The organism is Dactylosporangium maewongense (assembly GCF_039531485.1).
Lineage (GTDB): Bacteria > Actinomycetota > Actinomycetes > Mycobacteriales > Micromonosporaceae > Dactylosporangium > Dactylosporangium maewongense.
This window is the reverse complement of record NZ_BAAAQD010000006.1, coordinates 443,379-468,905: the sequence shown is the minus strand read 5'-3', so window position 1 is coordinate 468,905 and position 25,527 is coordinate 443,379. Positions and strand designations below refer to the sequence as shown.

Annotated in this window: 30 protein-coding genes; 11 read left to right on the top strand and 19 right to left on the bottom strand. The window is 72.2% G+C overall.

What is annotated here, in order from left to right; all coding sequences use genetic code 11:
* Positions 1–8 precede the first annotated feature (8 nt).
* A complete protein-coding gene (locus ABD332_RS18640; RefSeq protein ID WP_344503222.1) occupies positions 9–542 on the bottom strand; it encodes a hypothetical protein in 534 nt (177 codons plus the stop codon).
* A 17-nt stretch (positions 543–559) separates the two neighbouring features.
* A complete protein-coding gene (lhgO, locus tag ABD332_RS18635; RefSeq protein WP_344503221.1) occupies positions 560–1,741 on the bottom strand; it encodes an L-2-hydroxyglutarate oxidase in 1,182 nt (393 codons plus the stop codon).
* 67 nt (positions 1,742–1,808) lie between these two features.
* Between lhgO and ABD332_RS18630 the strand changes: the two genes are divergently transcribed.
* The gene (locus ABD332_RS18630) at positions 1,809–2,855 is read left to right on the top strand and encodes a lysylphosphatidylglycerol synthase transmembrane domain-containing protein (RefSeq protein ID WP_344503220.1); all 1,047 of its coding nucleotides are present in this window, start codon (positions 1,809–1,811) and stop codon (positions 2,853–2,855) included.
* A 22-nt stretch (positions 2,856–2,877) separates the two neighbouring features.
* Here the strand turns inward: ABD332_RS18630 and ABD332_RS18625 are convergent, their stop codons facing one another.
* Together ABD332_RS18625 and ABD332_RS18620 are read right to left on the bottom strand one after the other, a co-directional pair.
* Positions 2,878–3,606: an SDR family oxidoreductase gene (locus ABD332_RS18625; protein ID WP_344503219.1), complete on the bottom strand. Its 729-nt coding sequence runs from the start codon at positions 3,604–3,606 to the stop codon at positions 2,878–2,880.
* A gap of 51 nt (positions 3,607–3,657) precedes the next feature.
* Complete coding sequence (locus ABD332_RS18620) at positions 3,658–3,873, bottom strand: hypothetical protein (protein WP_344503218.1); 216 nt, start codon at positions 3,871–3,873, stop codon at positions 3,658–3,660.
* Between the two features lie 69 nt (positions 3,874–3,942).
* On the opposite strand from ABD332_RS18620, the gene ABD332_RS18615 reads away from it, so the two are divergent.
* Together ABD332_RS18615 and ABD332_RS18610 are read left to right on the top strand one after the other, a co-directional pair.
* Positions 3,943–4,386 (top strand): hypothetical protein, encoded by a 444-nt coding sequence (locus ABD332_RS18615; protein WP_344503217.1) that lies wholly within the window; start codon positions 3,943–3,945, stop codon positions 4,384–4,386.
* Entirely contained in the window at positions 4,383–4,808 is a 426-nt protein-coding gene (locus ABD332_RS18610; protein ID WP_344503216.1) for a hypothetical protein, read from the top strand. Before ABD332_RS18615 ends, ABD332_RS18610 begins: the two co-directional genes overlap by 4 nt.
* Here the strand turns inward: ABD332_RS18610 and ABD332_RS18605 are convergent.
* Both ABD332_RS18605 and ABD332_RS18600 read right to left on the bottom strand, forming a co-directional pair.
* Positions 4,805–5,152 (bottom strand): winged helix-turn-helix transcriptional regulator, encoded by a 348-nt coding sequence (locus ABD332_RS18605; RefSeq protein WP_344503215.1) that lies wholly within the window; start codon positions 5,150–5,152, stop codon positions 4,805–4,807. The genes ABD332_RS18610 and ABD332_RS18605 overlap by 4 nt on opposite strands.
* Complete coding sequence (locus ABD332_RS18600; protein WP_344503254.1) at positions 5,152–5,832, bottom strand: iron-dependent transcriptional repressor DtxR; 681 nt, start codon at positions 5,830–5,832, stop codon at positions 5,152–5,154. Before ABD332_RS18600 ends, ABD332_RS18605 begins: the two co-directional genes overlap by 1 nt.
* A gap of 203 nt (positions 5,833–6,035) precedes the next feature.
* Between ABD332_RS18600 and ABD332_RS18595 the strand changes: the two genes are divergently transcribed.
* Positions 6,036–7,196: an acetoin utilization protein AcuC gene (locus ABD332_RS18595; RefSeq protein WP_344503253.1), complete on the top strand. Its 1,161-nt coding sequence runs from the start codon at positions 6,036–6,038 to the stop codon at positions 7,194–7,196.
* Between the two features lie 166 nt (positions 7,197–7,362).
* Here the strand turns inward: ABD332_RS18595 and ABD332_RS18590 are convergent, their stop codons facing one another.
* Entirely contained in the window at positions 7,363–7,632 is a 270-nt protein-coding gene (locus ABD332_RS18590) for a DivIVA domain-containing protein (protein ID WP_344503213.1), read from the bottom strand.
* Positions 7,633–7,672: 40 nt separating this feature from the next.
* Here ABD332_RS18590 and ABD332_RS18585 point away from each other — a divergent pair, with 40 nt between their 5' ends.
* Positions 7,673–10,243 carry a bifunctional acetate--CoA ligase family protein/GNAT family N-acetyltransferase gene (locus tag ABD332_RS18585; protein ID WP_344503212.1) on the top strand — a complete coding sequence of 857 codons (2,571 nt, stop codon included), beginning with the start codon at positions 7,673–7,675 and terminating at the stop codon, positions 10,241–10,243.
* A 353-nt stretch (positions 10,244–10,596) separates the two neighbouring features.
* Here the strand turns inward: ABD332_RS18585 and sigB are convergent, their stop codons facing one another.
* The 6 genes from sigB to ABD332_RS18555 form a co-directional block, all read right to left on the bottom strand.
* On the bottom strand, positions 10,597–11,595 hold the full coding sequence (sigB, locus tag ABD332_RS18580) for an RNA polymerase sigma factor SigB (protein WP_344503211.1): 999 nt from the start codon (positions 11,593–11,595) through the stop codon (positions 10,597–10,599).
* A 111-nt stretch (positions 11,596–11,706) separates the two neighbouring features.
* The gene (dtd, locus tag ABD332_RS18575; protein ID WP_344503210.1) at positions 11,707–12,129 is read right to left on the bottom strand and encodes a D-aminoacyl-tRNA deacylase; all 423 of its coding nucleotides are present in this window, start codon (positions 12,127–12,129) and stop codon (positions 11,707–11,709) included.
* Positions 12,126–13,589 carry a DUF7782 domain-containing protein gene (locus ABD332_RS18570; protein WP_344503209.1) on the bottom strand — a complete coding sequence of 488 codons (1,464 nt, stop codon included), beginning with the start codon at positions 13,587–13,589 and terminating at the stop codon, positions 12,126–12,128. The genes dtd and ABD332_RS18570 overlap by 4 nt, the downstream gene beginning before the upstream one ends.
* 17 nt (positions 13,590–13,606) lie before the next feature.
* Positions 13,607–13,948, bottom strand: a complete 342-nt coding sequence (locus ABD332_RS18565) for a hypothetical protein (protein WP_344503208.1) — start codon at positions 13,946–13,948, stop codon at positions 13,607–13,609.
* Positions 13,949–14,004: 56 nt separating this feature from the next.
* A complete protein-coding gene (locus ABD332_RS18560) occupies positions 14,005–14,451 on the bottom strand; it encodes a hypothetical protein (protein WP_344503207.1) in 447 nt (148 codons plus the stop codon).
* A gap of 43 nt (positions 14,452–14,494) precedes the next feature.
* Positions 14,495–14,956, bottom strand: a complete 462-nt coding sequence (locus ABD332_RS18555) for a heme-degrading domain-containing protein (protein WP_344503206.1) — start codon at positions 14,954–14,956, stop codon at positions 14,495–14,497.
* A 139-nt stretch (positions 14,957–15,095) separates the two neighbouring features.
* Here ABD332_RS18555 and ABD332_RS18550 point away from each other — a divergent pair, with 139 nt between their 5' ends.
* Complete coding sequence (locus ABD332_RS18550) at positions 15,096–15,527, top strand: SRPBCC domain-containing protein (RefSeq protein ID WP_344503205.1); 432 nt, start codon at positions 15,096–15,098, stop codon at positions 15,525–15,527.
* On the opposite strand, the gene ABD332_RS18545 is transcribed toward ABD332_RS18550, so the two are convergent.
* The 4 genes from ABD332_RS18545 to ABD332_RS18530 all read right to left on the bottom strand — a co-directional run bounded on the left by ABD332_RS18545 (position 15,511) and on the right by ABD332_RS18530 (position 18,725).
* Positions 15,511–17,133 carry a glycosyltransferase 87 family protein gene (locus ABD332_RS18545; RefSeq protein ID WP_344503204.1) on the bottom strand — a complete coding sequence of 541 codons (1,623 nt, stop codon included), beginning with the start codon at positions 17,131–17,133 and terminating at the stop codon, positions 15,511–15,513. The two genes, ABD332_RS18550 and ABD332_RS18545, sit on opposite strands and share 17 nt — an antisense overlap.
* 166 nt (positions 17,134–17,299) lie before the next feature.
* Positions 17,300–17,647: a type II toxin-antitoxin system PemK/MazF family toxin gene (locus ABD332_RS18540; protein ID WP_344503203.1), complete on the bottom strand. Its 348-nt coding sequence runs from the start codon at positions 17,645–17,647 to the stop codon at positions 17,300–17,302.
* The gene (locus ABD332_RS18535) at positions 17,644–17,922 is read right to left on the bottom strand and encodes a hypothetical protein (RefSeq protein WP_344503202.1); all 279 of its coding nucleotides are present in this window, start codon (positions 17,920–17,922) and stop codon (positions 17,644–17,646) included. The genes ABD332_RS18540 and ABD332_RS18535 overlap by 4 nt, the downstream gene beginning before the upstream one ends.
* A gap of 143 nt (positions 17,923–18,065) precedes the next feature.
* Complete coding sequence (locus tag ABD332_RS18530; RefSeq protein WP_344503201.1) at positions 18,066–18,725, bottom strand: DUF998 domain-containing protein; 660 nt, start codon at positions 18,723–18,725, stop codon at positions 18,066–18,068.
* Positions 18,726–19,032: 307 nt separating this feature from the next.
* Here ABD332_RS18530 and ABD332_RS18525 point away from each other — a divergent pair, with 307 nt between their 5' ends.
* The 3 genes from ABD332_RS18525 to ABD332_RS18515 are packed head-to-tail and all read left to right on the top strand — an operon-like array spanning position 19,033 to position 20,489.
* The gene (locus tag ABD332_RS18525) at positions 19,033–19,626 is read left to right on the top strand and encodes an HhH-GPD-type base excision DNA repair protein (protein WP_344503200.1); all 594 of its coding nucleotides are present in this window, start codon (positions 19,033–19,035) and stop codon (positions 19,624–19,626) included.
* Positions 19,627–19,636: 10 nt separating this feature from the next.
* Positions 19,637–20,086 carry a large conductance mechanosensitive channel protein MscL gene (mscL, locus tag ABD332_RS18520; RefSeq protein WP_344503199.1) on the top strand — a complete coding sequence of 150 codons (450 nt, stop codon included), beginning with the start codon at positions 19,637–19,639 and terminating at the stop codon, positions 20,084–20,086.
* A gap of 31 nt (positions 20,087–20,117) precedes the next feature.
* The gene (locus ABD332_RS18515) at positions 20,118–20,489 is read left to right on the top strand and encodes a DUF3099 domain-containing protein (RefSeq protein ID WP_344503198.1); all 372 of its coding nucleotides are present in this window, start codon (positions 20,118–20,120) and stop codon (positions 20,487–20,489) included.
* 118 nt (positions 20,490–20,607) lie between these two features.
* Here the strand turns inward: ABD332_RS18515 and ABD332_RS18510 are convergent, their stop codons facing one another.
* Positions 20,608–21,501, bottom strand: a complete 894-nt coding sequence (locus tag ABD332_RS18510; protein ID WP_344503196.1) for a carbohydrate kinase family protein — start codon at positions 21,499–21,501, stop codon at positions 20,608–20,610.
* A complete protein-coding gene (locus ABD332_RS18505) occupies positions 21,498–22,406 on the bottom strand; it encodes a pseudouridine-5'-phosphate glycosidase (protein WP_425552231.1) in 909 nt (302 codons plus the stop codon). The genes ABD332_RS18510 and ABD332_RS18505 overlap by 4 nt, the downstream gene beginning before the upstream one ends.
* Positions 22,407–22,468: 62 nt before the next feature.
* Between ABD332_RS18505 and ABD332_RS18500 the strand changes: the two genes are divergently transcribed.
* Both ABD332_RS18500 and ABD332_RS18495 read left to right on the top strand, forming a co-directional pair.
* Positions 22,469–22,747 (top strand): DUF3039 domain-containing protein, encoded by a 279-nt coding sequence (locus tag ABD332_RS18500; RefSeq protein WP_344503194.1) that lies wholly within the window; start codon positions 22,469–22,471, stop codon positions 22,745–22,747.
* 142 nt (positions 22,748–22,889) lie between these two features.
* Positions 22,890–24,602, top strand: coding sequence for a DEAD/DEAH box helicase (locus ABD332_RS18495; RefSeq protein WP_344503193.1), 1,713 nt, complete (start codon positions 22,890–22,892; stop codon positions 24,600–24,602).
* Positions 24,603–25,527 lie beyond the last annotated feature (925 nt).

Genomic DNA, 25,527 nt, shown 5'->3' with positions numbered 1-25,527 from the left:
CCCGCCGGTCAGAGGCTGCTGAGGTCGATCAACTTGGCGAGGTCCACGAGCTTCGGCAGGAGCTCCGCCGCCTTGTCGTCGCCGGTGCCGGCGGGGAGGTGGACCGTCAGCTGGATGATGCGCTTGTTGCCGGCCAGCCAGCCGACCTCGACGGCCGGGCCGGTGCCCTCCGCGGCGGGGGACTGCCGCTGGTACGCCGCGGCGCCGAGGCCCTGGACCGGGGCGGCGCCCTTCGGCTGGACGGCGGTGGCGTAGATGTCGGGGCCGATGGTGGTGGCGCTGACCGACAGGATCAGGTCGGGGAGCGGGGCCTTCTGCGGCTGGAGGACGCAGGTGAACGTGTTCTCCAGTGTCGCCGCGGCGGCCACGCCGTACTGCAGGCCGAGCTTCGCGTTGACGACCGGGAAGTCGAGCAGCTGGCAGGCGCCGCCGGAGGCCGCCGCCGGGGCGGTGGACGGGGTCGCGGCGGCCGGGCTCGCGCCGGCGTCGTCGCAGCCGGTGAGCACGAGCAGCGCCGTGAGCGCCGCGACAACCCTTCGCACGACGCGCACCCTACCGCCTACTTCGGCAGGCGGTCGACGATGTACTTCGCGATCTCCAGAGAACTGGTCGCGGCCGGGGAGGGGGCGTTGAGGACGTGCACCTGCCGGCCCTCGGCGACGATGAGGAAGTCGTCGACGAGGGCGCCTTCCCGGGTGATGGCCTGTGCCCGTACACCTGCCGACGCCGGAACGAGATCGGCGGTCGTCACCGCGGGCACCAGGCGGGCCAGGCTCTCGGCGAACCGCTTCTTCGACAAGGAGCGGCGGACCTCGGTGAGCCCGTACCGCAGGTGCTTGCGGGCCAGCTGCCACATGCCGGGGTAGGCGATCGTGTCGGCGACGTCGCCGGGGCGGACGCGGGACCACGAGTAGCCCTCGCGGGCGGTGGCGAGGACCGCGTTGGGGCCGGCGTGGACGCTGCCGTCGACCATCTTCGTCAGGTGCACCCCGAGGAACGGGAACTGCGGGTCCGGCACCGGGTAGATCAGGCCGTTCACCAGGTGGCGGCGCTCGGGTCGCAGCTCGAAGTACTCGCCGCGGAACGGGATGATCCGGGCGGGCGGGGTGATGCCGGCCATCTTCGCGACCCGGTCGGCGTGCAGGCCGGCGCAGTTGACGAGCACGTCGGCGAAGATGTCGCCGACCTCCGTGTGCACGACCGTCTCGCCGTGCAGGGTGGAGATGCCTCTCACCCGCGCGCCGAGGCGCAGCGTCGCGCCGGCCTTCTCCAGCAGGGTCGCGAGGGTCTCGCACACGGCGCCGAAGTCGGCGATGCCCGTCGAGGCGACGTGGATGCCCTGCACGCAGGCGACCTCGGGCTCGAGCTCCCGCGCCTCGGCGGCGTCGACCAGCCTCGCCGGCAGCCCGTTGGCGACGGCCCGCTCGTGCAGGCTGCGCAGCCGCGGCAGCTCGGACTCCTCCGTCGCCACGATCAGCTTGCCGGTCACCTTGTGCGGGATGCCGTGCTCCCGGCAGAAGTCCACCATCGACGCGCTGCCCGCCTTGCACAGCGTGGCCTTGAGGCTGCCGGGCTTGTAGTAGACGCCCGCGTGGATGACGCCGGAGTTGTGCCCGGTCTGGTGCGCGCCCCAGCGCTGCTCCTTCTCCACGACCGTGACCTCGGCGTCCGGGTGCTCCAGGGTGATCCGGTGCGCCGTGGCCAGGCCGACGATCCCACCACCGATGACCACGAACCGCACGCTGCCTCCTCAAGCCCCTGATTGGCGCTGGGTACCTCGCATCCTAGCCGTGCTAGCGTTCCCGACCGTGGGTCAGCCTGTCGTCGAAGTGGCACCAGCCAAGCCGTGGCGGGCCCGCCTGATCACCGCCGTGCGCATCCTCGCCGCCGCCGGCATCGTCTACTTCATCGTCGCCACCACGGTCCGGCAATGGTCCGATGTGGCGGCGACGTTCCGCGCCCTGTCGTGGCCGTCGCTGATCGCGTCGCTCCTCGCGGCCGTCGTCTCCCTGTGGACGACGATGATGGCGTGGCGGGCGATGGTCGGCAGCATCGACCACCCGCTGCGGGTCCGCGACGCCGCCCCCATCATGCTGGTCGGCTCCCTCGGGAAGTATCTGCCCGGCTCGGTGTGGGCATATGTCGTGCAGATGGAGCTCGGCCGCCGCGCCGGCGTCTCCCGCTCGAAGGTGTTCATCGGCTCGGTGCTGGTCAGCGGCCTCGGCGTCACGTCGGGGCTGATCCTGACCACCCCCGGCTTCGGCGCCGCCCTCGACGGCGTCAAGGCCTCTGGGCACGAGGTCTTCGGCTCCGTCGCCGTCTGGGCGTCGGTGATCCTGCTGCCGTTCGCGGTCGCCTGCTGCTACCCGCCGCTGCTGACGTGGATCGTCGGGCGGGCCATGCGGGTGCTGCGCCGCCCGCCGCTGGACCGGCCGATCACCTGGCGCCCGATCCTCTCCAGCGTCGCGTGGTGCGTGGCCGGCTACGTCACCGCCGGCCTGCACGTCTGGCTGCTGGTCCGCTCGCACCTGCCGGGCCTGTCCGGCCTCACCGGCAGCGTCTTCGCGATGGCCCTCGCGATGAGCATCAGCACGTTCGTCATCGTGGCCCCCTCGGGCCTGGGCGCCCGCGAGTTCCTGATGGCGATCGCCCTGGCCGGCCTAGGCGTGCCGTGGGCGACGGCGTGGGCCCTGACGCTCGTGTCGCGCCTGCTCTTCACCGTCGCCGACGTGGCCGCCGCCGGCGTCGCGGGCGCCGTGGGCCTGCGCCGCATCCGCCACGCGACGTCACCCTCGCCGGCGCCGGCACCCTCGCAGGCACCCGCGCCGCCGTCGCAGTCGCCGTCGCAGTCCTGAGCCTCGTGGGGCTGGGCCGCGGTCACAGCTTCCGGGCCAGGTACTCCTCCCACGTGCCGGTGCCGCCGCCGGGGCCTGTCCCCGCCCCGCCGCGCAGCGCCCGGAACGCCTTGCCCGGCAGCCTGACCGGGATCAGCAGCCGCCGCTTCCCGGCCCGCCCGAGGTACACCCGCCACAGGTCACGGGCGCTGCGCCGCTGCGGCCCGGACAGGTCGGCGGGCGTCGCCGGCAGCTCGCCCTCGACGATCTCCGCGAGCCGCACCGCCACGTCGTGCACCTCGACCGGCCGCAGGTCGAACGCCGGATAGAACCCGACGAGCGGCAGCCTCGTCATCCCCTTCGCGACCGTCAGCACCAGGTCGTGGAACTGGCTCGCCCGGAAGCTCGTCCCGCCGTACTCCGCCACCATCTTCTCGATGGCCACCTTGGCGTTGTAGTAGCCGAACGGGATCCGGTCGACCCCGACGATCGACACGAACACCAGCTCCGGCTTTCCTGGAGCCCGCCGCATCGCCTCGATCAGCTTGCCCGCGGCGGCTACGTCCCGCCGCCCGTCGGTGGCCGCGTGCACGACCACGTCGACCCCTCGGAGGGCCTCGTCGATTCCCGCCCCGGTGAGCAGGTCGCCGTGCACGTAGCCCGGCTTCGACCGGCTGAGCCCCCGCACGTCATGTCCACGTTCCCGCAGGACGGCAACCACGTCCCGCCCGAGCGTCCCGGTCGCCCCGGTGACGAGCACTGTTCGCTTCATGGCCTACTTGACGCCCCAGCTCCGAGAACGTGACACGGTGTGGCAGGCGTCTCAGCCCAGCTCCGGCACCTCACCGTCGAGCAACTCGTCGAGCGGCTCCGGCCATACGCCGAGAAGCGCGCTGATCTGCTGGTGCCTCCAACTCTCTGGTGGCATGACGACGAGATTCCCCTCAGCCAGCTCGAGCCGATGCTCGTGTGTGTCCGCGAGGACGGCAACGTCCTGCAGGGTAAGAGGCCGGAGCGGGAGTGCTGGCATCGACATCATGCCAACAGTCTAAGGGCATGTGCTCACATGATGGGCGCGTGTCTGCGCTGACGAGCGTACGTCACGTACTTGACGTACTTCGCCGGAGGGCCGATCGTGAACTGCGTGCACTACACCAGCTATTCCGAGGCCAGAGCGCATTTCAAGGACCTCCTCGACGACGCCGGGAGGGGGCGGGTGGTGACGGTTCAGCGGGAGCACCGGAGCGCGGCGGTCGTCGACCAGGAGCGCCTGCGGGCACTCCTCGCCTCGTCGGTGCCGGCCAGGGCCGAGGTCGTCGCCGAGGCCGGTGGGTGGTCGATCTTCATCCCCGGACTCCCGCTCGCCGCCGACGGGGCGACGTTCGGGGTGGCCGTCGACGAGATGGTCGATGCGTTGCGTGAGTACGCCGAGGACTGGCAGGACCGGCTCCTGGACGCCCCGAACCACGCCGGCAACTGGGGGCTCGTCCAGTTCGTCGGCCTCAGCACCGACGAGCAACTCCGGGACTGGCTGGTCGGACCGGGAAGATGAGGCATCCGGCGCCGACCCGGCAGGACCACGAGCGGTTCTGTCAGGTGGACGGATGGGTGCGCGTCCGCGACGCACACGGACGCACCGGGACCCATCACCTGATCTTTGAACTGACGCTCAAGGACGGGCGGACGCTGCGGACCAGGATCTCCCATCCGCCGGACCGCACCGGATACGGGCCCGCGCTGTGGGCGCACATCCTGAGCGATCAGCTGCAGGTGTCGGAGGCCGAGTTCTGGGCCTGCGTGCGCGACGGCGCCAGGCCGGACCGTGGGGAGCCGGTCCGCCGGCAGCCGTCGCTGCCGGCCGACCTCGTGCACCTGCTGATCACGCGGGTCGGCGTGGACGAGCGGGCGGTGGCCGCGATGACCAGGGACGAGGCGCTCGACCGGCTGCGACGGTTCTGGTCGGAGGGTGGCTAAGCGGTGGTGCGGGCGTCGTAGTGTTCGCGGGCCTGGGCGACGTCGGCGCGGTGGCGTTCCGCCCAGGTGGTGATGGCGAGCAGGGCGGCGTGCAGCTCGGCGGCCATGGGGGTGAGGGAGTACTCGACCCGTGGCGGGACCGTCGGGTAGACGGTCCGCACGAGCATCCCGTCACGCTCCAGGTTGCGCAGCGTGAGGGTCAGCATGCGGCGGCTGATGCCGGTGATGGCCCGCTCCAGCTCGGTGAACCGGATCGGGCCGTCGGCGGCGGCCACCATGATGCACACGCTCCACTTGCCGGCGACGCGGTCGACCAGCTCCTGGACCGTGCACCCGGGATGCATCAGTGGGCCGCGACGAACACCCGCGACGCGACCTCCCGGGGCAGCCGGATGCGCTCGCCGGCCCGGTCGATGCTGACGCCGTCGCGCTCCTGGGCCACGGTGACCGTGGCGCCGGGGTCGATGCCGGCGGTGTGGAGCTGGCGCAGGACGTCGGCGTCGGTCTGGACGCTCTCGCAGATGCGGCTCACCACGACGGCCCCGGCGAGGCCGGGGAAGGCGAGGTTGCGCTCGGGGTCGGACAGGTCGTGGGGCGTGGCGCTGCCCTCGAGGCTCTCCAGTCCCGGGATCGGGTTGCCGTACGGCGAGCGGGTCGGGCGCCCCAGCAGCTCATACACCCGCTGCTCGACGGCGTCGCTCATGACGTGCTCCCAGCGGCACGCCTCTTCGTGCGCCTCCTCGTAGGGCAGGCCGATCACGTTGACCAGCAGCAGCTCGGCGAGGCGGTGCTTGCGCATGACGGCGACCGCGTGCACGCGGCCCTCGTCGGTCAGCGCGAGGTGGCGGTCACCCTCGACGATCAGCAGGCCGTCACGCTCCATGCGGGCGACGGTCTGGCTGACGGTGGGTCCGCTCTGGTGGAGTCGCTCGGCGATGCGGGCGCGCTTGGGGACGACGCCCTCCTCCTCGAGCTCCAGGATCGTCTTCAAGTACATCTCGGTGGTATCGACCAGGTCGTTCACTGCCTTGCCCTCCCGGTACGCGATGGTACTCGTCGCGTACGTCAAGATTGGAACGTGACAGCCAACCAGGCGATCTTGGACGGTGCCGTCGTCGCCGAGCTGGTGTGGGAAGCGGGGGTCACCGCTTCACGCAATCCTACCGGCGCGCGCAGGGTACCCGCGCACAGTGGAACGGAGGGGCCGGTCACGTGAACACACTGGTCATGTGGGACGACGCGCTGCTGCGGTACGACATGGGCGAGCACCCCCTCGATCCGGTGCGGGTCGAGCTGACCATGGCGCTCGCCCGTGAGCTGGGCGTCCTCGACCGTGAAGGGGTCACGCTGCGGGCGCCGGAGCCGGCGAGCGACGACGTGCTCGGCACCGTCCACGACCCGGACTACATCGCCGTGGTCCGTGCCGCGTCGACCGGCCGGCGGCTGAGCATCATGGGGCTCGGCACGTCGGACAACCCGACGTTCCCCGGCATGCACGACGCCAGCGCCCTCATCGCCGGCGCCACCCGCGCCGCGGCGGAGGCGGTCTGGCTCGGAGAGGCGGACCGGGCCGTCAGCATCGCCGGCGGGCTGCACCACGCGATGCCCGCCCGCGCGGCCGGCTTCTGCGTCTACAACGACCCCGCGGTCGCGATCGCTCGCGTGCTGGAGCTCGGGGCCGAGCGGGTCGCGTACGTCGACATCGACGTACATCACGGCGACGGGGTCCAGGAGATCTTCTACGACGACCCCCGGGTCCTGACCGTCAGCCTCCACGAGTCGCCGCGGACGCTCTTCCCGGGGACCGGGTACCCCGACGAGACCGGCGGGCCGGGCGCGGAGGGCTCCGCGGTCAACGTCGCGCTGCCGCCCGGCACCGACGACGCCGCCTGGCTGCGCGCGTTCCACGCCGTCGTGCCCGGGGTGCTGCGCGCGTTCCGGCCGCAGCTGCTGTTCACGCAGTGCGGCGCCGACACGTACCGGCACGACCCCCTGGCCAACCTGTGGCTGACGGTGGACGGGCAGCGGGCCGCGTACCTCGCGCTGCGCGACCTCGCCACCGAGGTGGCCGGCGGCAAGTGGGTCGCCAGCGGCGGCGGCGGGTACGCGCTCGTCGAGTGCGTCCCGCGGGCCTGGACGCACCTGCTCGCGGTCGTCACCGGCGAGGCCATCGACCCGCAGACGCCGATCCCGGCGTCGTGGCAGTCGCTCGCGGCGAGCAAGCGCTCCAACAACCCCGTGCCGACGTCGATGACCGACGGAGGGTCGGGGGAGTGGACGCCGTGGGTGCCGGGCCAGACCCCCGACGCCGTGGACCGGGCGATCATGGCGACCCGCGCGGCGGCGTTCCCGTTCTTCGGCCTCGACCCCCACGACCCGCGCGACTGACGCCGAACAGCAGGACCGTCACCGTCAGGCCGCCGCTGTACGCCGGACCGTCACGGTCAAGTAGACGCCGACGGCCGTGGCCGACGTCGTACGGCCGGACCTGCACGCCGACGCCACAGGCCGTGGCCCACGCCGTACACCGGGCGGCAAACGGCACAAGGTCGAGCTAATGCCGCACGACGGCCTCGAGCCTGGTCAGGCGCTGCTTGATCCGGTCGAGCTCGGCCAGCATCGCCGACTCGGCCGCCGTCGACGTGCCGAACGAGGTCTCCGGCGAGGGCGTGCCCCGCAGCGTGGACAGCTCGTCGTGCAGCGCGGTCAGCGCCTGCGCGACGACGTCCAGGAACGCGTCGACCTCGTCCTCGTCATAGCCGCGCTTGCCGAACGCCGCCTTCGTGAACCGGACGGCTTGCACGTCGGCCGGGGTGAGCATCATCCGAACACCGTACTAAACCCGGCAGTGCGAACATGAAGGCGTGACCGAATCACCGGAGCGGGCCGCGGACGTCCTGCTGTCGGACGGCACGACCGTCCACTTGCGACCGATCCGGCCCGACGACGCCGACCGGATCGTCGCGCTGCACTCGCGGTTCTCGGAGCGGACCCGGTATCTGCGGTACTTCTCCGCGTACCCGCGGATCCCGCAGCGGGACCTCGACCGGTTCGTCAACGTCGACCACCACGACCGGGAGGCGTTCGTCATCGAGCACGGCGGCGAGCTCATCGCCGTCGGCCGCTACGAGCGGCTCGGCGCCGGCTCGCACCAGGCGGAGGTCGCGTTCGTCGTCGAGGACGCGCACCAGGGCCGCGGCATCGGCTCGGTCCTCATCGAGCACCTCGTCGCCGCCGCGTCGCAGGAGGGCATCACCGAGTTCGAGGCCGACGTCCTGCCGGTCAACCAGGCGATGCTGCGCGTGTTCATGGCCGCCGGCTTCTCCATCGAGCGCGAGTTCGCCGACGGCGTCGTGCACCTGTGGTTCCCGATCGCGGCGACCCCCGACTCGATGCGCGTGCAGTGGGCCCGCGAGCAGCGCGCCGAGACCCGCTCGATCGGCCGGCTGCTCAACCCGCGGGGCGTCGCCGTCTATGGTGCCCGCGCCGACGGCTCCGGCATCGGCGCCGCCATCCTCGCCCACCTCAAGGCGGCCGGGTTCACCGGCCCGATCATCCCCGTGCACCCGTCGGCGCCGACCGTCGGCGGCCTGCCGGCGGTGCCCGTCCTCGCCGGCCATCCGGAGCCCGTGGATCTGGCGGTGGTGTCGGTACCGGCGGAGGCGGTGCCCTCCGTCGTCGCCGACTGCGCCGCGGCCGGGGTGCACGGGCTCGTCGTCGTGTCCGCCGGGTTCGCCGAGGCCGGACCCGCCGGTGCCGAGGCGCAGGCCGCCCTGCTGCGCGCCGTCCGCAGCCGCGGCATGCGCCTCGTCGGCCCCAACTGCCTCGGCATCGCCAACACCGACCCGGGCGTCCAGCTCAACGCGACCCTCGCGCCGCTCCTGCCGCGCCGCGGCCGGGTCGGCTTCTTCAGCCAGTCCGCCGCGCTCGGCACCGCGCTGCTCGCCGAGGCCGACCGCCGGGGGCTCGGCCTGTCGACCTTCGTGTCCGCCGGCAACCGCGCCGACGTGTCCGGCAACGACGCCCTCCAGTACTGGCGCGAAGACCCCCAGACGGACGCGGTGCTGCTCTACCTGGAGACGTTCGGCAACCCGCGCAAGTTCGCCCGCATCGCCCGCGAGCTGGCCCGGCGCAAACCGGTCGCCGCCGTCGCGAGCCCCGTGCGGCCGCCCGCCCTCGACGCCGTCGCCACCGGCCCGGACGCCCGCGGGGTCGCCGCCCTCTTCGCCAGCTCCGGTGTGATCCGCGTCGACACGGTCGCCGAGCTCTTCGACGTCGGCCTGCTCATCGCCGGCCAGCCCCTGCCGACCGGCGACCGCGTCGCCGTCGTCACCAACGCCGCAGCCCTCGGCGTCCTGACCGTCGCGAAGGCGCCGGCGGCCGGGCTGCGCGTCGCCTCCGTCCGCGACCTCGGCCCTTCCGTCGGCGACGCGGACTTCGTCCAGGCCGTGCGGGAAGCGCTCGCCGACGACTCGGCCGACGCGGTCATCGCCGCCTACGCGCCCGCTCTGGCCCTCCCGGGCGAGCTCGGCGTCGCGGAGCTGCTGCGCGCGCTGGAGCCCGGCCGTCCCCTCGCGGTCGTCCTGCCCGCCGACCCGTCCTTCGCCGTCGCGCCCGCCTACCGCTCCGGCGACCCGTTGGCGCTGCCGACGTATCCGGCGGTCGAGGAGGCGGTGCGTGCCCTGGGCCGCGTCGCCCGCTACGCCGCCTGGCGCCGCGAACCCGTCGGCACCGTGCCGTCGTTTCCGCCCGCCCCGGCTGCGTCCTCTGCGTCCTCTGCGGACTCTGTGGACGAGCTGCTCGCGGCGTACGGCATCCCGGTGGTCCCGTCCTTGCGCGCTTCCGGCGCGTCGGTCCCGGCGGTCGCCGAGTCGCTGGGCCTGCCCGTCGCCCTGAAGGTCGCGACGAAGCCGTGGCGGCACCGCATCGACCTCGGCGCGGTCCGGCTCAACCTCACGTCGCCCGACCTGGTCACGGAGGCCTACCAGGAGCTCGAACGCCTCTTCGGCGCCGGCGTGGAGGTCCTCGTCCAGCCGATGGTCGCCCCCGGCGTCGCGTGCGTCGTCGAGGTCGTGGACGACCCCGCCTTCGGCCCGGTCGTCGGCTTCGGCCTCGGCGGTGAGGCCGCGGACCTGCTCGGCGACCGCGCGTGGCGCCCCGCCCCGCTCACCGACCGCGACGCGGCCGCCCTGGTCCGGGCCCCGCGCGCCGCGCCGCTGCTGACCGGGTACCGCGGCTCCGCACCCGTCGACCTGGACGCCCTCGCCGACCTGCTGCTGCGCATCGGCCGCCTGGCCGAGGACCAGCCGACCGTGTCGTCGCTGTCCCTGAACCCGATCCTGGCCCGCCCCGAAGGCCTGGCGGTACTTCACGCGACCGCCACGTTCACGTCCCCGCTGCCACGCCCCGACAGTGGCCCCCGCCGCCTGTACTGAGGCGCTGTACTTCCGCGGAGAATCCCAATGCGGCGCACTGCCCGCGCCGAGACGCGAGGCAGGGCCAGCGGCTGCGCCGCATCCGGTGGCCGCCCCCGCCTGCGCCCAGCAGCGGGGTGCCCCGGTCCCGTGATCCAAGGACGGTTCTGGTCGTATGGGCGGCCGGATCCGTCCTTCGATCACCGCGAAGATCGATCTGGGCGCCTGGTGCAGGGGCGGCATCCGGCCGCATGCCGTCGCGTCGCTGCCGTGATCCGTAGACACGACGGCGCCTTGGTCGACAGGGACGTCTGGCTGTCGCCGCAGCCACAGGTTCCTGTCGATCAAGGCGCCGAGGTGCGCGGATGCGGAGCTCAGCTGGCGTAGGCCTCGAGGCGCTTGGCGCGGGACGGGTGGCGGAGCTTCAGGAGGGTGACCTTCTCGATCTGGCGGATGCGCTCGCGGGACAGGCCGAACTCGCGGCCGACCTCGTCGAGGGTGCGCTGGCGGCCGTCGTCGAGGCCGAAGCGGAGCCTGATCACGGCCTGCTCGCGCTGGGAGAGGGTGGAGAGGACGATCTCGACCTCGGACTTCAGCATGCCCTGGGAGACGCTGTCGCCGGGCTCCTCGCGCGGGTCGATGCGGGCGACGAAGTCGCCGAGGGCGCTCTCGCCGTCCTCGCCGACGGCCTGGTCGAGGCTGACCGGCTCGCGGTCGTATGAGATCAGCTCGATGACCTGGTACTCCTCGATGCCCAGGGCGGCGGCGATCTCGGCGACGACCGGCTCGCGGCCGAGGGTGGCGGAGAGGTCGCGGCGGACCCGGACCATGCGGTTGACCTGCTCGACCATGTGCACCGGGATGCGGATGGTGCGGGCCTGGTCGGCCATGGCGCGGGTGATGGCCTGCCGGATCCACCAGGTGGCGTACGTGGAGAACTTGTAGCCCTTGGTGTAGTCGAACTTCTCCGCGGCGCGGATGAGGCCGAGGTTGCCCTCCTGGATGAGGTCCAGGAACGCCATGCCGCGGCCGGTGTACCGCTTGGCGATGCTGACCACCAGGCGCAGGTTGGCCTCGAGCAGGTGCGCCTTGGCGGCGCGGCCCTCGCGGACGACGACCTCGTAGGTGTTCATCCAGGCGGGGTGGACGTCGCCCGCGCTGAGCTTCTCCTCCGCGTAGAGCCCGGCCTCGATCCGCTTGGAGAGGTCGACCTCCTGCTCGGCGGTGAGCAGCTTGGTCCGTCCGATGGTGTTGAGGTATGCGCGAACGAGGTCCGCTGAGACGCCCGTGTTGTCGATCTGGGGCTCGTGCTGCTCGTCGGTCTCGACGTCGACTGCGTTGAACTCCGTGGTGTCACTCAGCGGCTGGGCCACTTCGCTCGCCTCCCGTGTGCAAGTGGCGCGATCATTCCTACGGGAGAAGCTTCGCCCAGCGGGCGTGAAGTGGCGGTGAGGCGGCCGAGCCGTGGCACGAATCCGTGAGTCCTAGATTTCGAGCATCACCGTGTGGGGTCCGACGTTCACGCTCTCGACCAGCATGTGGGTCCGGAAGCGCCCGGTTTCCACCACTGCGCCCCGGTCTCGCAGGTGCTGGCAGAACGCCTCGATGAGCGGCTCCGCTGCCTCCGGGCGGGCGGCGGCGATCCAGGTGGGTCGGCGGCCCTTGCGCGCGTCGCCGTACAGCGTGAACTGCGAGACGACCAGCAGCGGCGCGCCCAGGTCGGCGGCGGACTTCTCCTCGGGAAGGATGCGCAGCTCGTGCACCTTCCGGGCAAGGGTCGCAGCCGTCGTCAAGTCGTCGGTGTGCGTGACACCGACCAGGACGAGCAGGCCGGAGCCGATCGACCCCACGACCGCGTCGTCGACGGTGACCGATGCGCGGCTCACCGTCTGTACGAGCGCCCTCACGAGGCGGGCAGCAGGATGCCGCGCTCCACGAGGTGGGCGACCAGGGGGACCGCCACGTCGGCGAGGACGTCCGGCGGTACATCGTGCGCGGCCGCCAAGACGTCGACCTGGTCGCGCAAGGTGACGGAGCCGTTGCAGGCGCCGACGAGGGTGAGGGCCACCGGGTCGACCTCCTCGCGCCACCGCAGCCCGTCGGGCAGCGCGAGGACCTGGCGGCCGACCTCCCATCCGTCGGGCCCCTGGGTGGCCTCCTGCCGCAGGGTGAGGCCCGGCGCCGCGGCGAACCGCGTGCCCAGCAGGTCACCCGACCGCAGGAAGTCCTGGCGGGCGAACCAGTCGCCGATCAGCGGCCCGAGCGGCCCGTCGACGGTCTGCCGCAGGTCCTCGATCCGCACCGTCGGGTCGTCGTGGCCGCCGGCGCGCAGCGTGATGAGGCCGAACCCGACCGCGTCGACCTTCCGCGCGTCGAACCAGTCGAGCCAGGCCGCCGCGATGGCCGGCTGTTGCACGGGGTCGACGGAGGCGTCGGAGAGCCACAGGTTGACGTACGCGACCGGGTCGGACACCTCCCGCTGGATCACCCACGCGTCGAGGCCGGTCCCGGCGAGCCAGTCGGCGACCCGGTCCTCCCACGACTCGCCGCTGACGTGCAGCCAGTTGGCCAGGAACTGCATGTGACCGCCGTCGGTGAGCAGGCCCGGGGCGGCGGCGACGAGCTCGGCGCAGACCGCGTCCCCGGGGCGGCCGGAGTCACGGTACGTGTGGTCCGTCGTCCCCGGTCCGGCGACGAACGGCGGGTTGCTCACGACCAGGTCGAAGCGGCGCCCGGCGACCGGTGCGGTCATGTCCCCGTGCAGCAGCTCCCAGTCCAGGCCGTTGAGGGCGGCGGTCGTCGCGGCGAAGCGCAGCGCGCGGGGGAGCAGGTCGGTGGCGGTGACCTTCGCCGCGTGCGTCGACAGGTGCAGCGCCTGCACCCCGCAGCCGGTGCCCAGGTCGAGCGCCGTGGCCACCGGGTCGCGCAGGGCGGCGGCGGCGAGCGTGGTGGAGGCGCCGCCGATGCCGAGCACGTGGTCGCCGGGCAGCGGCCGCCCGGGTCGCATCCCGGCGGACAGGTCGGCCACGACCCACCAGTCGCCGTACGGCTCCAGCTCGACGGCCGCCCGTACGCCATCCCCATCCGCTTCCAGCAGCGGCAGCGCGGCGGCGAGCGGCAGGGGATCGAGCGCCTCGGCGACGGCGGGCAAGGGCAAGGTCTGGCCGCACACGAAGAGCCGCACGAGGGTGGCGAGCCGGCCGGGCTGCTCCTCGGTGCGCTTGAGCGCGGCGCGGAAGTCGTTGCGGGCGAGGGCGGCCGTCGCGGCCTCACCCAGCAGGTCCTTGATGCCCTGGGAGGTGTACCGGGCGGAGGTCAGCGCCTCGCGGAGCCGGGCGAGACCGTCGGCGTCGAGCAGTGCGTCCACCCTGACATCCTGCTACGTCAACGTTGGTCGATTCCTAAACAGGCCACGACGCGCGTGGCGTCGGCGGTGAGGAAGAGCTGGAAGTGCGTCGGCGGGTCCTCGACCTTCGCCTCGCCGATGCGCAGCGGCCGGCCGCCGGCGATCTGCAGCCGGGCGATCGCGTCGTCGCCGCCGAGCATCGGGGTGCCGATCTTCGCCATGTGCTGGGCCCGCCGCGAGTAGCTGCGCGCGAGCTGATCGGCCGGCACGGTGTCGTCCCACACGACGTATTCCGCGCCGGCCCGGATCGCGTCCTTGCAGGCCACGAACGCTTCCCCCGGCACCTCGTCGAGGAGCCGGAGCAGTGCTTCACGCTCCATGACCTATGTGACCATAAAGCCGGACTTTTCGTTAGCCCCCCGCACGAACTCCGGTGTCAGCTGACGCAGTTCTTCAGCTTCTTGACCACCGCGGCCGGCACGTGCGACCGGCAGGCGCCGTCGGTGCCGCCGGCGATCGCCAGCCACTGCTTCTTCCCGGTGTCGTACTGGAACAGGACCGTCGCCTTGTCCATCGCCTCGGGCTGGGTCACCGCCGTCGCCCAGTCGTCGGCGCAGCTGATGTCGGTCAGCCCCTTGCCGATGTCGACCGCGTTGGAGACGTCGAGGTTCGCCACGAACGCCTTCTCCAGCGTCGCCGCGTCGACCGGGCACCCCGCCTGCGGGCTCGCGCCGGGCTTGGTCGGCGCCGGGCCGGTCTGCGGCGTCAGGGACTCTTGCACGCTGGGTGCCGCGACCGCGCCGTTGTTCGTCGGCGCGTCGTCGGAGCAGCCGGTCAGTGCGAGGGCCGCGGTGGCGGCGACGCACACGAGAAGTCGCTTCATCACACGCGGAATCCTCGGCCCGCCCGCGCGCTGAGACAACCCTCTATCTATCGAGGAACAGCCCTACTGCCTCGACGACGAGCGCGTGGTCCTCGGCCTGCGGCAGCCCCGACACGGTCACGACCCCGACGACGCCGACGTCCACGACCCGGATCGGGAACGCGCCGCCGTGCGTGGCGTAGTCGGCCGGGTCGACGCCGTACGCCGCGTCCATCGCCTTGCCCTGCGCGGCCATCCGCCGCCCCACCAGATACGAGGACGCGTTCAGCCGCTCCACGACCCTGATCTTGCGCTCGATCCAGCGGTCGTTGTCGGGTGCCGTGCCGGGCAGTGCCGCGTGGAACAGCTGGTGACCGTGCCGGCGGATGTCGATCGTGATCGGCAGCCCGCGCTCCTTGCCCAGACGCACCAGCAGCGACCCCAGCGTCCAGGCGTCGTCGTTGTCGAACCGCGTGAACCGCAGCCGCTCCTCCTGCGCCTCAAGCTCGGCGATCAGGTCTTCCACGCAAGGCTCCTCGGTTCGTCGTCGCGGCCACTGTACCGGTGGGCCTGCTGCTGCTCGGGTTGACGCCGCGGCCACTGTACGGGCGGCGGGGCCAAGTCGGGCGCAAGCGCCTCCCAAGTCACCTCGGCACGATACGGGTATGAGGACTTCGACCTGCAGCCTGTACATCGCCGCCGACCCGGCCCGCGTCTGGCAAGCGATCACCGAGCCCGCCTTCACCCGGCGCTTCTACCTCGGCCTCGCGGTCGACTCGCAGTTCATCCCGGGCGCACCCATCGTCTACCGGGCCGCGGCCGGCCCCGTCCCCGACGTGCTGCACGGGCACATCGTGCACGTCGAGGAGGGGCGGCTGCTGGTGCACAACCTGTACACCGGCATCGGCGCGGAGCAGGAGGTGCACTGCTGGCTGACGTGGGAGATCACCGCCGCCGAGCCGGGACTCTGCCGGGTCTCGCTCACCTGCGACGACCTCGACCGCGAGCCCGACCCGGAGCGCGACGACGCCTGGTCGCGGATCCTGAGCCGCCTCAAGTCGGTGCTGGAGGCGGAGCGGTTCACGCCAGGTTCGTGAAGCTGGCCGCGACCTCCCCGCTCGCGTCCAGCACGTCGAGGCGGCCGTGGCTTAGGTTCGCGCTGCGGAACGAGAACGTGCGCACCCCCGCGTCCGCCTCCAGCAGCGGGATGCTGCGGGCCGCCCCGCCCGGCGCCGAGGTGTACCGCAGCCCCGCCACCTCGGTCCCGACCACGCCGTTGACCCGGACCTTCGTCTTCTCCCGCCGGATCATGTACGCGATCGGCTCACCCGCGGCCGGCGTGCCGGTGAAGTAGAAGTAGCGCGGGTTGGTGAGGTCGCCGGCCGAGTACGCCTTGAACGTCGGGTCGGCGCCGGCAGGCAGCGGCGTGAGCGCGAGCGCGGCGAGCCCCGCCACGGCCGCGACCGCGATCCGCCTCGTCGTGCGGAGCCGCGCGCTCCGGTCGAGCCGCAGCGCGGCGCCCCCGACCCCCGCGACACAGACGGCGACCAGCCCGAGCGAGCGGGCGTTCTCCAGCAGGAACTGCCAGCCCGGGTACAGCGCCACGCCGCGCAGCACGACCCCCAGCGACAGCGTCATCACGACCAGCAGCACGACCCCGGCCACCCGCCGCCACGCCCCCTCGGCCGCGACCAGCAGCATCGCCGCGAGCACCGTCCACACCTGGTGGTGCGTCCACGACACCGGCGACGCCGCCACGGTCGCGCAGCCCACCAGGACCGCCGCCCGCACCGGCTCCCCGTGCAGGTGCAGCGCCCTGGCCCGCAGCAGCGCGGCCCCGCAGATCGCCGCGATCAGCACCGCCCACACGACCGGCAGCGTCGCGGGCGACAGCCCGATCCGCAGCAGCATCCCGTGCACCGACTGGTTGCCCAGCGAGGCGAGGTCGCCGATGCGCGACGTCTGGAAGATGGTGCCGCCCCAGTACCGCACGCTGGCCCCCGGCATGAGCACCGCCGCGACCCCCGCGCACGCCACGAACGCCGCCCCCGCCCGCGCCGCGTCCTTGTACCGCCGCGCCACCAGGAAGTACACGACGAACAGCAGCGGCGTGAGCTTGATCGCCGCCGCCACCCCGACCAGAATCCCCCGGAACCGCGCCGGCACCACCTGCCCCGCATCGACCAGCGCCAGCAGCACGATGAAGATGCTCACCTGCCCGAACCGCAGGTTGCTCTGCACCGGCGCCGACACCAGCAACGCCGTGGCCACCCCGGCCGCCATCAGCCCCCGCGTGAAGAACCGGCTCCCCACGCCTCCGCCGCTCTGCGCCGCGGTGCCTGTCACGGTCGAGGTGCCGGTCGAGGTGCCGGTCGCGGTGCCGGTCGCGGTGCTGGATCTGGTCACCGTGCGGGCGATGGCGATCACGGCCGCGCAGGTCATCGCCAGCCACAGCACGCCGAGGGTCGCCTCGGGCAGCATGCTCAGCGGCCTGAAGAGCACCATCGCGAACGGCGGGTACGTGAACGGCCCCCCGTTCTCGGCCACGTAGTCGTAGAGCGGCCCGTCGAACTTCGCCGCCCCGTAGTAGATGTGCAGGTCCGACAGGCGCTGCGCATCAGGCCGCCGCCACACCAGCGCGGCCGACACCGCCGCGATCCCCCCGAACACGGCCCATGCCGCGACCACCCTGCGCTCGAACATCGCACCAGGCTATGGCGCCCGATCAACCCTGGCGGCCCCCGCTCATCAGCGTTTCCCGAGGTAGCGGCCCTGTCCCGGCGCCCAGACGCCCTGTCCTTGTCCGGAACGCTACAACCGCCCGGTGGCCGCGCTCACAGGACGAGCGCCGAAGGCTCGGGACCGGCGGTCAGAACGGAGGCTCCGATGTGAACTGCGAGACCCAGCGCTCGACCTCGTCAAGGGTTGCCGGCCGCGCCGCACCGAGCGCGCGACCGGTGAGGCGTTGTCGCGAGATCGCACGTACGTACTCCGGCATGACGAAACTCGGCTCGGTGCGCAGGCCGGCCTCACGCCCGAGAGGGATGTGGTGTCGGAGTCGCCGGTCGCGCGAGGTGATCGGCGCGACGACCGCCATCTCGATGGGCCACGCGTGATAGCCCGCCGGGGACAGCACCAGCACCGGCCGCCGCCCGCCCTGCTCATGGCCGATGACGGGACTCAGGTCGGCGATGAGCACGTCGCCCCGACGGATCACGGGTTGAGCTCCGGGAACTCGGCCCGCGCGTCGCCGAGGCCGTCGCCCGAGGTCAGGTCCCACAGGCGACCCTCGGCGAGATACTCGGCGAAGCCGACCGGGTCCTCCTTCTCCAGCCGCTCGTAGTCGAGCGTGGCCTGGCGCATCGCCTCTTCCCGCTCCAGCCTCCGCGCGGTCTCTTCGAGCAGGGCGAACATCGTCGTGTTGCGACTCGCGGCGACGGCCGCGAACACGTCCCTCGCCTCGGTCGACACGCTGACCGTCGTCTTCGCCATAGTCAACACTATAGCATTCCCCATATGTATGGCCACATGGCCACTGATCCTAGGCATTCAGCGTTTCCGCGGTCAACTTCGATCAGCCGTCGTCGAGCAGGGCGCCGTCGGCGACACCCTGCTCCCTGTTCCCGCCGGGCCCTTCAGCATCCGGGGAGGGCTCGGTACAGCTTGACGGAGACGGCCGCGAGCCAGGTCCAGATGACGATCACGGCCGCGACGAAGCCCAGGGTCAGGGCCGGCGCGCTGTTGCCGGAGGCGATGCCGGCGAAACCGGCGAGGAACAGCACGCCGGACACCCGGCTGTACACGGCCCAGCCCTTGCCGCCCTCGCGGCCGAAGCGGCGGGCGACGACGAAGCACGCCACGATCACGCAGAGGAAGCCGATGCCGCCCGCGGCGAGGTGCCCGATGCCGTGCCAGCTCACCGTTCCCGGTCCTTCAGGTGTACCGGCGGGGAAGCCCATCGCCGGGTCGGCCCGCAGTGCACCGGCCGCCACGAGGCTCGCCCCGTAGACCGCCACGAGCCGCGCCGCCCACGGACTTCCCGGCAGCGCGCGGTGCAGCCCGACGGCGGCCGCGATCACCATCAGGCCGGTCAGGACGAAGTTGGTGATCTGGATCCAGCCGAGACCGCCGTTGGACAGCAGGCTCCAGGCGTGCCGGGTCAGATCGAACCCGTCACGGGTCAGCGCCTGCGCGAGGCTGACGCCGACGTAGAACGGCCCGGCGAGCACGCCGTAGCCGAGCAGCGACCGGGTGACCCGGTTGGCACGGATGTGGTCCGGAACGGTGGTGGTCATGGCGGGGGTCCTTCCTTCGTGGCGACCTGTCACCCGTCTCTCGAACGACCACCCCACGATCCGACACGACGCCGATGTGACGCCGGTCACATCGCATGCTGCGATCGTGACACCCGTCCAGCTCGGGAGGATGACGACATGCCGTTCTCATTTCTCGACGAGATGCGGGACCGTCAAGGACGCCGCGGCGGTCATCGACGCGCGGTGGCCCGTGGAGAAGCGGGCCAATACCTGGATGCAGGACAAAGACTCGTACAACCCGGAGCTGCCACCGTTCTGAGACGGGCCGGCAAGGCAAGATGTACGCATGCCGTTCTCGTTGCCGATTCCCGCTGAGGCGAATGCGCTGCTCGACCGGGACCCGCTGGCGTTGCTGGTCGGGATGACGCTGGATCAGCAGATTCCGCTGGAAAAGGCGTTCTCGTCGCCCTGGGTGCTTTCGCAGCGGTTGGGGCATGAGCCGACGGCGGAGGAGCTGGCGGAGTTCGACCCTGACGCGCTGGTGGAGATCTTCGCGACGCCGCCGGCGCTGCACCGGTTTCCGAAGGCGATGGCGGCCCGGGTGCAGGAGGTGTGCCGGGTGCTCGTCGACCGGTACGACGGGGACACCGCCGCGATGTGGACCGGTGTCGCCTCCGGGGGCGAGCTGCTGCGGCGGGTGCAGGCGCTGCCGGGCTTCGGCAAGCAGAAGGCGCAGATCTTCGTGGCGCTGCTCGGCAAGCAGTACAGCGTGCAGCCCGACGGCTGGCGCGAGGCGGCCGGCGGATACGGCGAGGTCGGCTCGCACCGCTCCGTCGCCGACATCGTCGACGGCGACTCCCTCGGAAAGGTCAGGGAGTTCAAGAAACAGATGAAGGCGGCGGCGAAAGCACCGGGTGCGCCGGGGCGGCCGGGGTCGTAGTGTGCCTACCGTGCTGAAGGGTTTCAAGGACTTTATCTCGCGCGGCAATGTCATCGAGCTTGCCGTCGCCGTCGTCATCGGGGCCGCGTTCAACGACGTGGTCAAGGCGTTCACGGACGGCTTCCTGCAACCACTGATCAAGCTGACCGGCGGCATCGGGGTCGACGACAAGAACCAGGGGCTGAAGATCGGGTCGCAGTTCCTGGCGTGGCCGGCGTTCCTGAACTCGGTGATCGGGTTCCTGCTGACCGCGGCGACCGTCTACTTCCTCGTGGTGCTGCCGATGAACAAGTTGGCCGAGCGGCGCAAGCGGGGCATCGAGCCGGAGCCGTCCGCGCCCGCCGAAGACATCCGGCTGCTGACCGAGATCCGCGACCTGCTCGCGACCGGCAGCGTCAACCGGCCGACGGACCCCAGCGGCGGCGTGCATGCGGCGCCGGTGAAGCCGTCGGACACCTGATCCGCGAAACGTGGCAGACTCGGTGGTGATGATGGGACGCAGGCAGAAACCGCAGCTGATCACCACCGCCGAGCGTTCGCCCGAGCAGGAGCTTCGATCCCGCGAGCGGCGGTATGTGGCGATGATGCTGCTGCGCGGCCTCTGCGTGATCGTCGCGGCGGTGCTGGTCACGGCGAAGGTGCCGCTGCTGTGGCTGTGGCTGAGCCTGCTGGTGGCCGGGGCGCTGGTCCTGCCGTGGGCGGCGGTGCTGCTCGCCAACGACAGGGGGCCGCGGCCCGAGCACCTGCTCCGCAACAAGCTGCAGTCCCGGCGGCAGCCGCAGCAGTCGCACCCCGATCCGGGCCACGCGCTCAGCGACCGCGAGCACGCGGAGCCCAAGGAGCCCAAGGTCATCGACGGCTGAAGCGACGGCCCCTGGACGGCCAGGGGCCGGGCGCGGCACTACGGACGGCCGCCGACCTTGGACACCGCCAGGGCGCGGAGCTACGGGCAGCCACCTTGGACACCGCCAGGTCGCGGAGCTACGGGCGGCCGCCGACCTTGGACACCGCCAGGGCGCCGAGCCGGGCGCCGCCGGCCAGCGCTTCCGCGGGTGACGCGCCGGTGAGCCACGCCGCCAGAAACCCCGCGGCGAACGCGTCGCCGGCGCCGGTCGGGTCGATCACCCGTGCGACCGGCGCCGCTGGTACATGGACGGGTGCGGCGGAAGGTCCGGCCCAGGTCGCCCCGGCGGCCCCCGACTTCACCACCACCGCGCCGGCCCGGTCCAGCAGCGCCGTCGCCAGCGAGGCCGCGGTGCCGTCCCCGGCGAGGACCTGCGCCTCGTCCAGGTTGGCGAAGAGCAGATCGACGTCCGGTACCGACGCCCAGAACGACGACCCGAGGCGCTGCAGCGGCGCGGCCGACGCGGCGTCGAGGCTGGTCGTGAGGCCGCGGCGGCGCGCCTCGACCAGCGCGTGACGGCCGGCGGGCGCGCAGTCGGGGTCGAACAGGACATACGCGGACAGGTGCAGGTGCCTGGCGCCGGGTGTCGCGGCGAGCGCCAGATCGAGGGCGCGGTCGACGTCGGCGGGGGACAGGAGCTGGTTAGCGCCCCGGTCGGTGAACATCGTCCGCTCCGCGTCGGAGGCGAGCACCACCACCGTCCCGGTCGCGACCTCCGGCACGCGGCGGACGGTGGTCGTGACGCCCGCCTCGACCAGCTCGGCCAGGCGCGCGGAGCCGGGCTCGTCGTCGCCGGCGACCCCCGCGAACACCACCGGGTGCCCGACGGAGCCGAGCCAGGCGGCCGTGTTGGCCGCGGACCCGCCGCCCCGGATCGCGACCGAGGCGAGCGTGTCGGAGCCGATGGCGAGGGGCCCCTCGTGGACCGTGACGATGTCGGTGACCACGTCACCGACGACGACGACCGTCACAGCGCCGCGGCGATGCGGGCCGCCAGGTCGGCGTTGCGCAGGATGATCCTCACGTTCACGTCCAGCGAGCGGCCCTCGGTGGCGGCGTGGAAGTGCGACAGCAGGTGGGGGGTGACGTCCTTGCCCGTCACGTGGTCGCGCTCCAGCCCGGCGAGGCCCTCGGCCAGGACGCGGTCGTGCAGGTCGGGGTCGAGCTGCTCGTCGACCGGCAGTGGGTTGGCGATGATCGTCGCCCCCTGGTGTACTGCCTGAGCCCGGGCCGCCCGCACGATGGCCGCCGCGCCGGCCGGGTCGTCGACGGACCAGTCCAGATCGAACCCGCCGTCGGTGAGGTAGAAGCCGGGGAAGCGGCGGGTCCCGTACCCCACGACGCTCACGCCCAGCGTCTCCAGCCGCTCCAACGTGGCGCCGACGTCCAGGATCGACTTCACCCCGGCGCAGACCACGGTGATCGGCAGCCGGGACAGCGCCGTCAGGTCGGCCGACTCGTCGAACGTCGTGCCCGCGCCGCGGTGCACCCCGCCGAGCCCGCCTGTGGCGAAGACCGCGATGCCGGCCGCGATCGCGATCGCCGAGGTCGCCGCCACCGTCGTCGCGCCGTCGGCCCGCCCCGCCGCGGCGGGGGCCAGGTCGCGCACGGAGAGCTTCACGACGTCGTCGCTGCCGGCCAGGTGCACGATCTCCTCGTCGGACAGGCCGACCACGATCTCGCCGCCGAGCATGCCGATCGTCGCCGGGACGGCGCCCGCGGCCCGCACCGTCGCCTCGATGTCCCTCGCGACGGTCAGGTTCGACGGCCGGGGCAGCCCGTGCGAGATGATGGTGCTCTCCAGCGCGACGACCGGCGCGCCGGCTTCCCTGGCGGCCGCGACCTCGGCTCCGTAACGGATGGCATGGTTGATCACCACGCAACGATAACCCCGCTCGCCGTGCGGCATCGTGGCCGTCGGCCTGGCAGACTGGGACCGTGACAACGACTCCCGAGACTCCAGGCGGTGGCGGCTCGACGCTCACGGACGAGCGCGTCGAGGAGCAGACCGACTATCGCTATGACGCCGGCGACCACGAGAAGTTCTCGCACTACGCGCCCAAGGACAAGATCATGCAGGCCATGATCGAGGGCACGCCGGTGCGGGCGCTGTGCGGCAAGCTGTGGGTGCCGTCGCGCGACCCGAGCCGGTTCCCGGTTTGTCCGGTCTGCAAGGACATCTACGAAAACGTGGTGCACAACGACGACCCGTCCTGACGGTCGTCCTCCTCTCACAGTGACGTTCGGCGCGGATCGGCACCTGGCCCGTCCGCGCCCGCTAGGCTGAGCAACGCCTTCGCGGTCCACCAAGACCCGGAGGCGTTTCCGTGTGGGTTCATGGTCCTCGAGGGGGTGCCGCATGCCGCCGCGTCCGGTGGTGCAGGCAGGACAGACGCTCCGGGTGTGGCAGCGCAAGGCCTTGATGGAGTACCTGCGCGGCAAGCGCGATGACTTCCTCGCCGTCGCCACGCCCGGCGCCGGCAAGACGACGTTCGCCCTGCGGATCGCCCTGGAGCTGTTCGCCGACGGCACCATCGACAACGTCACGGTCGTCACGCCGACCGAGCACCTGAAGAAGCAGTGGGCGGAGGCCGCCGCCCGTGTCGGGATCGACCTCGACCCGGGCTTCCGCAACGCCGACGTGCACACGTCGTCCGACTTCCACGGGACGGTCGTCACCTACGCGCAGGTCGGCATCGCTCCGGAGGTACACAAGCGGCGGACGATCACGAGAAAGACCCTTGTCGTCCTGGACGAGATCCACCACGCCGGCGACTCGAAGTCGTGGGGCGACGGGGTCAAGGCCGCGTTCGAGCCCGCCGTGCGGCGGCTGATGCTGACCGGCACCCCGTTCCGGTCCGACGAGAACCCGATCCCGTTCGTGCAGTACGAGCGGGGCAACGACGGCATCGCCCGCTCCCGCTCCGACACCACCTACGGCTACGCCGAGGCCCTCGCCGACGGCGTCGTGCGGCCCGTCATCTTCCTCGCCTACTCGGGTGAGACGCGCTGGCGCACCTCCGCCGGCGACGAGCTGGCCGCCCGCCTCGGCGAACCCATGACCCAGGACCTCATCGCCCAGGCGTGGCGCACCGCCCTCGACCCGACCGGCGACTGGATGTCGCAGGTCCTGCGCGCCGCCGACGCCCGCCTGCAGGTGCTGCGCGGCGGCGGCATGCCAGACGCGGGCGGCCTCGTCATCGCCAGCGACCAGACCGCCGCCCGCGCCTACGCGAGGGTCCTCGGCGAGATCACCGGCGAGAAGGCCGTCGTGGTCCTCTCCGACGACCAGGGCTCCTCCGGCCGCATCGCCTCGTTCGCCGCGTCGCAGGAGCGCTGGATGGTTGCCGTCCGGATGGTTTCCGAAGGCGTCGACATCCCGCGTCTGGCCGTCGGCGTGTACGCCACCAGCGCCTCCACCCCGCTCTTCTTCGCCCAGGCGATCGGCCGCTTCGTGCGCGCCCGCGGCACCAACGAGACCGCGACCGTCTTCGTGCCGAGCGTGCCGCACCTGCTGGAGCTCGCCTCCGAGATGGAGGCGCAGCGCAACCACGTCCTCGGCGCCCCGAAGACGAAGGAAGGCTTCGAGGACGACCTGCTGGAGCGCGCCCAGCGCGAGGAGAAGGTCGGCGACGACCTGCTGAAGAGCTTCGAGGCCCTCTCCGCGACGGCCGAGCTCGACCAAGTCATCTTCGACGGGACCGCCTTCGGCGTGCCGGCGCAGACCGGCTCCGCCGAGGAGGAGGAGTACCTGGGGCTGCCCGGCCTCCTCACCGCCGACCAGGTGTCCACGCTGCTCAACAAGCGCCAGGCCGAGCAGCTCGCGGCCGAGAAGCGCCGCGCCCCGGCCGCCGCCGCCACCATGGCTCCCGAACCTCCGAAAACCGCCGGCGAGCGCCGCATCGTCCTGCGCCGCCAGCTGAACACCCTGGTCGCCGCCCACCACCACCGCACCAACCTGCCCCACGGCAAGATCCACGCCGAACTCCGCCGCCTCTGCGGCGGCCCCCCGAGCGCCCAGGCGACGATCGAGCAGCTCGAGGAGCGGATCGCCACCATCCAGACCATGTAACCCGCCCTCGCTCCAGCCCGTGGTTGATCAAGTAGCGGATCCGGCCGCGATACCGACCGGATCCGCCATTCGATCAAGGCGGCCCCTCGGCCGCGGCGGTTCTCGTGCCGCTGAGCCCGGGTGAAGATCCGATTCGTCGCGTTTGAGCCGTCGGCCGCCGGTGAGAATGCGCGCTGGGGGACCGAACAGCGGCACGGCTGGGTTCTCGCCGTTGCCGATGGTGATCGAAGGACGGGGCTGGTCGCCCGGGCGACCGCAGCGATCCTTGGATCATGGTGGCGGCGGATGCGTAGTGGTTCTTGGGACGCTCGGCCCAGGTGAAGATGCGATTGGTCGCGGTTGGGGCGATTCTCGCCGGTGAGAATGCGCGGTGGGGGAGCGAGCGGCGGTGCGGGTTGGTCTTCCGGATGCCGGCTCGCGTAGCGGTGTTGGTTGTCGGTGTTGCTGGTGGTGATCGAAGGACGGGGCTGGTCGTCCGGGTGGCCACGACGATCCTTCGATCATGGTGGTGGCCGACGCTGTGGTGGTTCTTGTGCCGTCCGGTCCGGGTGGTGATGCGATTTGTCGCGTTTGGGGCGAATCTGCCGCTGGGGTCGCGCGAGTGAGTGGTGGCGCGGGTGGTCCGTGACGGTGAGTGCGGCATTGGCGGTTGTCGAGGGGACCGAAGAAGGGCGCTGGGCGGGCCGATCTTTCCGTTCACGGGTGGTCGGACTGGTCGCCGATCATGGGGGTGATGGGCGTGGGCCGGGGCTTCAGTGCGGCCTGTGATGGTGGGGCGGCACGCGGCGGCACCAGCACGCGCGGCCGTCGGTGAGAGGGTGGCCAGCGCAAGAGCGCGTGGCCGCCGGGAAGGAGCCCGCTGCCGGCGAGAGGGCGCGCAGCGTCAGAAGAGGCGGCCGGCCCGAGCCGGGAAGGAGCACGGTCG

Coding starts and splice junctions, on each gene's coding strand:
- ABD332_RS18625 (WP_344503219.1), bottom strand. CDS start 3,606: ATGAAGCGAACAGTGCTCGTCACCGGGGCGACCGGGACGCTCGGGCGG.
- ABD332_RS18620 (WP_344503218.1), bottom strand. CDS start 3,873: ATGATGTCGATGCCAGCACTCCCGCTCCGGCCTCTTACCCTGCAGGAC.
- ABD332_RS18610 (WP_344503216.1), top strand. CDS start 4,383: ATGAGGCATCCGGCGCCGACCCGGCAGGACCACGAGCGGTTCTGTCAG.
- ABD332_RS18605 (WP_344503215.1), bottom strand. CDS start 5,152: ATGCATCCCGGGTGCACGGTCCAGGAGCTGGTCGACCGCGTCGCCGGC.
- ABD332_RS18595 (WP_344503253.1), top strand. CDS start 6,036: ATGTGGGACGACGCGCTGCTGCGGTACGACATGGGCGAGCACCCCCTC.
- ABD332_RS18590 (WP_344503213.1), bottom strand. CDS start 7,632: ATGATGCTCACCCCGGCCGACGTGCAAGCCGTCCGGTTCACGAAGGCG.
- ABD332_RS18565 (WP_344503208.1), bottom strand. CDS start 13,948: ATGGAGCGTGAAGCACTGCTCCGGCTCCTCGACGAGGTGCCGGGGGAA.
- ABD332_RS18560 (WP_344503207.1), bottom strand. CDS start 14,451: ATGAAGCGACTTCTCGTGTGCGTCGCCGCCACCGCGGCCCTCGCACTG.
- ABD332_RS18550 (WP_344503205.1), top strand. CDS start 15,096: ATGAGGACTTCGACCTGCAGCCTGTACATCGCCGCCGACCCGGCCCGC.
- ABD332_RS18545 (WP_344503204.1), bottom strand. CDS start 17,133: ATGTTCGAGCGCAGGGTGGTCGCGGCATGGGCCGTGTTCGGGGGGATC.
- ABD332_RS18535 (WP_344503202.1), bottom strand. CDS start 17,922: ATGGCGAAGACGACGGTCAGCGTGTCGACCGAGGCGAGGGACGTGTTC.
- ABD332_RS18530 (WP_344503201.1), bottom strand. CDS start 18,725: ATGACCACCACCGTTCCGGACCACATCCGTGCCAACCGGGTCACCCGG.
- ABD332_RS18525 (WP_344503200.1), top strand. CDS start 19,033: ATGCCGTTCTCGTTGCCGATTCCCGCTGAGGCGAATGCGCTGCTCGAC.
- ABD332_RS18515 (WP_344503198.1), top strand. CDS start 20,118: ATGGGACGCAGGCAGAAACCGCAGCTGATCACCACCGCCGAGCGTTCG.
- ABD332_RS18495 (WP_344503193.1), top strand. CDS start 22,890: ATGCCGCCGCGTCCGGTGGTGCAGGCAGGACAGACGCTCCGGGTGTGG.